The organism is Janthinobacterium sp. EB271-G4-3-2 (assembly GCF_020858035.1).
Taxonomy (GTDB): domain Bacteria; phylum Pseudomonadota; class Gammaproteobacteria; order Burkholderiales; family Burkholderiaceae_D; genus Janthinobacterium; species Janthinobacterium aestuarii.
Map to the genome: position 1 here is coordinate 55472 of NZ_JACYMG010000020.1, position 7546 is coordinate 63017.

General features: G+C 59.0%; 5 protein-coding genes and 1 pseudogene. 5 read left to right on the forward strand and 1 reads right to left on the reverse strand.

Annotated features, from left to right (window positions below; genetic code table 11):
• Positions 1-227: 227 nt before the first annotated feature.
• The gene (locus IGS55_RS27235; protein ID WP_230519320.1) at positions 228-1811 is read left to right on the forward strand and encodes a MutS-related protein; all 1584 of its coding nucleotides are present in this window, start codon (positions 228-230) and stop codon (positions 1809-1811) included.
• A gap of 9 nt (positions 1812-1820) precedes the next feature.
• Here IGS55_RS27235 and IGS55_RS27240 read toward each other — a convergent pair whose 3' ends face one another.
• A complete protein-coding gene (locus tag IGS55_RS27240; RefSeq protein WP_230519321.1) occupies positions 1821-3746 on the reverse strand; it encodes a phosphoethanolamine transferase in 1926 nt (641 codons plus the stop codon).
• 433 nt (positions 3747-4179) lie between these two features.
• Between IGS55_RS27240 and rpsL the strand changes: the two genes are divergently transcribed.
• The 4 genes and pseudogenes from rpsL to IGS55_RS27260 all read left to right on the forward strand — a co-directional run.
• Positions 4180-4563: a 30S ribosomal protein S12 gene (rpsL, locus tag IGS55_RS27245; RefSeq protein ID WP_010394376.1), complete on the forward strand. Its 384-nt coding sequence runs from the start codon at positions 4180-4182 to the stop codon at positions 4561-4563.
• Positions 4564-4715: 152 nt separating this feature from the next.
• Positions 4716-5186, forward strand: a complete 471-nt coding sequence (rpsG, locus tag IGS55_RS27250; RefSeq protein WP_010394377.1) for a 30S ribosomal protein S7 — start codon at positions 4716-4718, stop codon at positions 5184-5186.
• A gap of 108 nt (positions 5187-5294) precedes the next feature.
• On the forward strand, positions 5295-7400 hold the full coding sequence (gene fusA / locus IGS55_RS27255) for an elongation factor G (RefSeq protein WP_046682107.1): 2106 nt from the start codon (positions 5295-5297) through the stop codon (positions 7398-7400).
• 72 nt (positions 7401-7472) lie between these two features.
• Positions 7473-7546 (forward strand): annotated as a pseudogene (locus tag IGS55_RS27260) (GTP-binding protein); the annotation flags it as partial.

The window sequence follows — 7546 nt, forward strand, 5'->3', positions numbered from 1 at the left end:
GACTTTTCCAATGCACGATCCATGCCAGTATTCAAGTCATTGATTTGAATGGAAAAAAGTTCGGGCGTCCGGCTGTCCGCCGTGTCCGCGCTGTCCAGGCGGTGTCCGCGCGCGCCGCATTGCCGCGGCGTCTTTGCATGGTTCTTGATATTCTGGCAATCGACCTGATCTGCGGCACAGGCAGTGATGGCGCGTGGCGCCATGCCGGTCCCCTTCTATGGAGCATGATGTCGCCTTCACCCTCCCTTGTTGCCCGCTTGCGTCCCTGGCTGCGCCAGTTTGCCAGCCTGCCCGAGCCGCCGGAACTCGATTATCCGTTTGTCGCCAGCGACATCGCCATGTTGCAGCGCATCGACGGTGGCTTGCCCCAGCTCGATAGCCAGACGTGGGATGAAATGTTGCTCGACGCCTACCATGCGCAGCTGGCCACGCAGACCAGCATTCTTGGCCAGCAGCGATTGCATCAGCGCCTGGCAAGCGGCACGGCGGGGGCCGCCTCGCGGGCGCGCATCGCTTCCTTGCTGGCCGCGCCGGCACAGCAGGCGGCGATCGAGCAGGCGATGCAGCCGCTGCGCACGGCAGACATGGAAGTGGCGGCGCTGCTGTGCGGCGCACCGCAGCCAGCGCCGCCGTGGTGGAGCCGCTGGCTGCTGCTGCCGACCCTGGCACTACTGATCTCGCTTCTGGCCGCCTGGCTGGTCGCGCCGCTGGCGTGGGCCGTCGCGGTGCCCGTCTGGCTCTGGCTGATGGCCTTGCAGATGCGTTTTCACGACCGTTGCAAACCGTGGGAGCGCAGCGTCTTTACCTTGCAGCAGATGCTGCTGGTGCATGGCCGCCTGGGCGCGCTCGATACCGCGTTCACGGCGGCGCTGCGAGAAGGCGGGCGGGCCGCCGGCGTGATCAACCGCCAGATCACGCCGGTGCGCTGGATCAAGATGATTCCCCTGCTGAGCGAATATGACGACTGGCTCATGCTGGGCAATATCCGGCGCTATTTTCACAGCCTGCGCGTGGTGCGGCGCGAACGCGCCTTCCTGCGCCAGAGTTTCCTGCTGCTGGCGGACCTGGAAGCGGACCTGGCCCTGGCGCGCCACCTGCGCGGCCGCGCAGAGTTTTGCTGGGCGCAGGCTAGCGATGCGCGGCAGTTGTCGCTCGATGCCATGGTGCATCCGCTGCTGGCAGGCGCCATGCCCCTGTCGCTGCGGCTCGATGGCCGCGGCGCCTTTATTTCGGGGCAGAATGCGGTGGGAAAAAGTACCCTGCTGCGCGGCGTGGGCCTCAATCTGATCAGCGCGCGCGCGTTTGGCTTTTGCTATGCGCAGGCGGCCCGGGTGCCCATGCTGCCCCTGTATTCGAGCATGCAGAACGAGGATTCGCTCGATGGCGGTGAAAGTTTGTATATCGCCGAATTGCGGCGCGCGCGCGAATTGCTGGCGCTGGCCGAAGAGGGCGCGCCGGCCCTGTTCCTGATCGACGAGATTTTCCGCGGCACCAACCACCTCGAGTCGGTGGCGGCGGCCGCCGCCGTGCTGCACAGCCTGGCTGCAGATCACCTGGTGATCGTCTCGTCGCACAACCTGGTATTGGGGCCGCTGCTGGAAGACTGTCTGGCGCCGTGGTGCGTGCGCCGCGATGACGGGGACGCGCTGCTGCTGGCGCCCGGCGTGCTGCAGGCCACGAATGGCATCGCGCTGCTCGCGCAGCGCGGTTTTGACGCCGGTATCGCGGACAAGGCGGGGCGCGTGTTTGACTGGCTCAGCACGCACATGGCGCAGCCGGCCGATTGCGGCGGCGTGCTGGAACGGGCGTGATGGCCGCCCTTATTTGTCCTGCTTCTCCGGCGTGCTCTTGTCGATCACTTCGCGGCAATCGCCGCGGATGATGGCGTTGTCGTAGTTGGTCCAGCCGTAGCTGTCGACGTAGCGCTTGTGCTGCTTGAAGCGGGCGCTGGCGATGCTCCATTCGGGTTGTTCGCCGGCGAAGCGGATGTCGCCCAGGTCGAGCAGCGTATGAAACATGTTTTCCGTCGACAGGCGCGCCTTTTGATGGCGCCGCAGCTGCGTTACCTTGTCCGGATAGTGCTGCTTGAATTGCGGCGAATACCAGACGAAGGCGGGCACGTGGAATTCGAACTGCGTGTTGTGGCCATGGAAGGCCAGGCGGCAGGTGCCGTCGTACAGGGTCTGGCCATGGTCGGCCACGTAGACGAGCGAGCTGCGCAGGGCGGTGCGCTGGCCGTCGTCCTTCAGCATGCCGATCACGTTCGACAGGAACCAGTCCGTGTACAGGATGGAGCTGTCGTAGCTGTTGTTCAGCTGCGGCTTGATGGCCGTGTCCGTGTAGACGGGCTTGTCGACGCCGAACAGCGACGGCTGCCACTTGTCGAACGATTTCGGATAGCGCTGGCTGTAGTTCCAGTGGCTGCCCAAGGTATGCAGCACGATGAGTTTTTTCGGTGCCGGGTCGGCCAGCGCGTTCCTGAACGGATCGAACAGGATCTGGTCGAAGTTCGAATTGTTGGTAAAGCCGCCCAGGTTCAGGAACTGCACCACGTCCGCTTCCTTGGCAAATACGGACACGGGCGTGTCGAACTGGCCGAACGAGATCTGGTTCGACAGCCAGTAAGTCTTGAAGCCCGCTTCCTTGTAGGCGGTGAGGAAGGATTTTTCCGAGAAGCCATCCTTGAGGCTTTGCGTGGCCGGCTTGCGCGAGATGATGACGGGCACGGACAGGCGCGTGGCGGAAACGGCCGTGATGACGTCGGCCAGCGGCACCAGGTTGCTTTCCTGTTTCAGCAGGGGATTGGTGTCGCGTTCGTAGCCGTTCAGGCTCCAGCGGTCGTAGCGCGACGATTCGCCGATCACCATGACCACCACTTCCGGGTTGATATCGGGCTGTTGCTGGTGCGCGCCGAAACGGAAGCTGCTGCTTTTCTGTCCCAGTTCGGCCAGGTACTTGCGTTCCTTGTAGAAATCGAAGCCGCGCGCGGCCAGGCCGAAGGGCCAGGAATTGCTGACGGTGTCGAAGGCGTAGGGCAGGCGCGCCCAGTGGGGCAGGCTGGGCCAGCCCAGGCCCGTTTCATCGGCGCCGGCGATGCTGGCGTTTTCCGGCTTGCTGCTTTCCTCGTCTTCCTCTTCCGTTTCGTCGTCGGCCGAGCTGGCGTCGCCGAAGCCGGAAGCACCCGCTTTGGCGCTGGCCGCCGGCTTGCTGGCCTTGGCGGACGCGGCGGCGCTGTGCACGGTCTTGGCCTCGAAACCGAATTCGTAGCCATACCACCAGAAGCCGCCCAGCACGATCAGCAGCACGAAGGCGGCCGGGCGCGTCTTGCCGCGCCAGTCGAGGTCGCGCGTGCGCGTGGCCGCAGACCAGCTCAGGGCGCACCAGGTGATCACGCCCAGCATGACGGCGCCCATCAGCCAGACTTTTTGCCCGAGGAATTCCATCGCTTCCTTGGGGCTGGTTTCGAAGATGATGCCCAGGTGGTGCGTGGAAATGCCCTGGCCATAAAAGATGAACAGGTAGATTTCGGTCGGCAGGGCCAGGAAGGCGGGCACCAGCAGCCAGTGGAAGTAGGCGGGGCGCTTGAACACGCTCCAGACGGCCAGCCAGGCCAGCAGCTCGAACGTGAGCATCTGCCATGGATGCTCGGGCGCACGCCCCAGCAGCGCGGGGATGAAGGGCACGGCCGTCAGCGAGGCATACGTCAGGAGCAGGATCAGATTGGCGGGGCGAAGCAAGGAGCGCATAAAGGAGGGCGGGAGGGCAGCGAAAAATGTCCGCTATTATCAATCCTTTTGTTGTCTTGCGGTCACACAAGAATGTGCACGGCAGATGCTTGGCCGCAGGGAAAGAATGCCAAATCATCAATCATTTACGCAGGTCGGCATCCGCGCATCGTTGCCAAAGATTAGTCAAAATGCCACAAATACCTGCCATTTTTGCCTTTTTTTATAGCAAAAAGCGGTAAACCGATTGACCCCCTGTGGCACAAGGTCTAAACTAGCGAGTTCTCGATTTTATTCTGCTCATCGTTTACGCATTACTTGGCATTTCATGGCCGCTCCTGATCGAGTGGCTGCGGGCGCCTCCGGTGCGCAGTAGATGAAAGCGGGACGAGGTTTTAGTCGCCGGGCATCTTGCCCGGGTTATTAATCGTAGTTTTTTGTTGGATTTATAACGATGCCAACCATCAATCAATTGATTCGCAATCCACGCGTCGCTTTGACCGTGAAGAGCAAATCGCCGGCGCTGGAAAACAGCCCGCAAAAGCGTGGCGTCTGCACACGTGTTTACACCACGACTCCAAAGAAGCCTAACTCGGCTCTGCGTAAAGTCGCTAAAGTTCGCCTGACCAATGGTTTCGAAGTCATTTCGTACATTGGCGGTGAAGGCCATAACCTGCAAGAGCATAGTGTTGTGCTGTTGCGCGGCGGCCGCGTCAAGGATTTGCCGGGTGTGCGTTACCACATGGTTCGCGGTGCTCTGGATACCCAAGGCGTTAAAGACCGTAAGCAATCGCGTTCGAAGTACGGTACCAAGCGCGCTAAAGCTGGCAAGAAGTAATAAGTTGTACGCAGCAAACCCAAGTTTCGCTCAGTGGCAACTAGCTAAGTGAATGTAGTCGACCGCATCTGGTCGAGTAAGTGGAAGACTATGATGGTCGTCCGCGAGTGTGCGAAGAACGCGCGCTCAACTGAAGATTGAAAGGAATTGATATGCCACGTCGTCGTGAAGTACCCAAGCGCGAAATTTTGCCAGATCCAAAATTCGGCAACACTGATGTCGCTAAATTTGTAAACGTGCTGATGCTGTCCGGTAAGAAATCGGTTGCAGAAAACATCATCTACGGTGCTTTCGAGCACATCGCAGCAAAATCGGGCAAAGATCCGCTCGAAGTTTTTGCTACCGCAATCAACAACGCCAAGCCGCTGGTTGAGGTGAAATCCCGTCGCGTCGGTGGTGCAAACTACCAGGTGCCGGTCGAAGTTCGCCCAGTCCGTCGTATGGCTCTGTCCATGCGTTGGTTGCGTGAAGCTGCTAACAAGCGCAGCGAAAAATCGATGCCACAACGCCTCGGCGGTGAGCTGATGGAAGCGGCTGAAAGCCGCGGCGGCGCGATGAAAAAACGCGACGAAGTCCATCGTATGGCTGAAGCGAACAAAGCGTTCTCGCATTTCCGCTTCTAATATAAAGCCAGCTACCGCAAGGCGGCTGTCAAGCATCTGTTGTTCGAGGCCGGGCTCATTTTTGCAAAAAAATGCTGCTCGGTTTTGTCCATTCATTTAGGATTAATTATGGCCCGCAAGACCCCCATTGAGCGCTATCGTAATATCGGTATCTCCGCTCACATCGATGCAGGTAAGACGACCACGACCGAGCGCGTCCTGTTCTACACAGGCGTGAACCACAAGCTGGGCGAAGTCCATGATGGCGCTGCCACCACCGACTGGATGGCACAAGAGCAAGAGCGCGGTATCACGATTACCTCGGCTGCTGTTACGTGCTTCTGGAAAGGCATGGCAAACAACTTCCCAGCTCACCACATCAACATCATCGACACCCCAGGCCACGTTGACTTCACCATTGAAGTGGAACGTTCGATGCGCGTGTTGGATGGCGCCTGCATGGTTTACTGTGCAGTCGGCGGCGTGCAGCCACAATCGGAAACGGTATGGCGTCAGGCTAACAAGTACAAAGTGCCACGTCTGGCCTTCGTGAACAAGATGGACCGTACCGGCGCCAACTTCTTCAAGGTCTACGATCAGATGCGTTCGCGTCTGAAAGCCAACCCAGTACCTATTCAGATGCCTATCGGTGCTGAAGACGTCTTCACCGGTGTTATCGATCTGGTCAAGATGAAAGCGGTTATCTGGGACGACGCTTCGCAAGGCATGAAGTTCGAATACGGCGACATTCCTGCACACCTGGCCGCTGATGCTGCCAAGTGGCGCGAAAACATGGTTGAAGCCGCTGCTGAAGCGTCGGAAGACCTGATGAACAAGTACCTGGAAGAAGGCGACCTGTCGGAAGCCGAGATCAAGGCTGCCCTGCGTCAGCGTACCATCGCCAGCGAAATCGTTCCAATGTTGTGCGGTACCGCCTTTAAAAACAAGGGCGTACAAGCCATGTTGGACGCGGTCATCGAGTACCTGCCATCGCCAATCGACATTCCACCTGTCCCAGGTCTGGACGAGGACGAGCAGCCAGTCGAGCGCGCAGCTGACGACAATGAGAAATTCTCGGCATTGGCGTTCAAGATCGCAACCGATCCGTTCGTCGGTCAGTTGTGCTTCATCCGTTGCTACTCGGGTACCCTGAATTCGGGCGACTCGGTGTTGAACTCCGTGAAGCAGAAGAAAGAGCGTATCGGCCGTATCGTGCAGATGCAAGCGAACGAACGCGAAGAAATCAAGGAAATGCGCGCTGGCGACATCGCCGCCGTTGTGGGTCTGAAAGACACCACCACTGGCGATACGCTTTGCGACGAAAAAGCCAGCGTCGTTCTGGAACGCATGGTCTTCCCTGAGCCGGTGATTTCGCAGGCAGTCGAGCCAAAAACCAAGGCCGACCAGGAAAAAATGGGCCTGGCGCTGAACCGCCTGGCTGCAGAAGATCCATCGTTCCGCGTGCGTACCGATGAAGAATCGGGCCAGACCATCATCGCCGGTATGGGCGAGTTGCATCTGGACATCATCGTTGACCGCATGAAGCGCGAATTCAACGTTGAAGCGACCGTCGGCAAGCCGCAAGTGGCTTACCGCGAAACGATCCGTAAAGTGTGCGAAGAGTCGGAAGGCAAATTCGTCAAGCAATCGGGTGGTCGTGGTCAATACGGTCACGTGGTTCTGAAGATCGAACCGCAAGAACCGGGCAAGGGCTTCGAATTCGTTGACGCGATCAAGGGCGGTACCGTTCCTCGCGAATACATCCCTGCAGTTGAAAAAGGTGTGCGCGACACGCTGACTTCGGGCGTGATGGCTGGTTACCCAGTCGTTGACGTGAAAGTCACGCTGTTCTTCGGTTCGTACCATGATGTTGACTCGAACGAAAATGCATTCCGCATGGCCGCTTCGATGGCATTCAAAGATGGCTGCCGCAAAGCATCGCCAGTCATCCTGGAGCCGATGATGGCCGTGGAAGTGGAAACGCCGGAAGACTACGCCGGTACCGTGATGGGCGATCTGTCGTCGCGTCGCGGCATGGTGCAAGGTATGGATGAAATTGCTGGCGGTGGCGGCAAGATCATCAAGGCCGAAGTACCTCTGTCGGAAATGTTCGGTTACGCCACGTCGTTGCGTTCGTCGACCCAAGGTCGTGCGACTTACACGATGGAATTCAAGCACTATGCTGAAGCACCTAAGCATGTGACTGAAGCAATCGTAAGCTCGAAAGCTAAGTAATAGAAGTTCCGGGCCGGCTTTCACGAGAATGCCGGTCCCTACATTTAAATCATTGTTCTAAGGAAGAATAAAATGGCAAAAGGTAAATTCGAACGGACCAAGCCGCACGTCAACGTCGGCACCATCGGCCACGTCGACCACGGTAA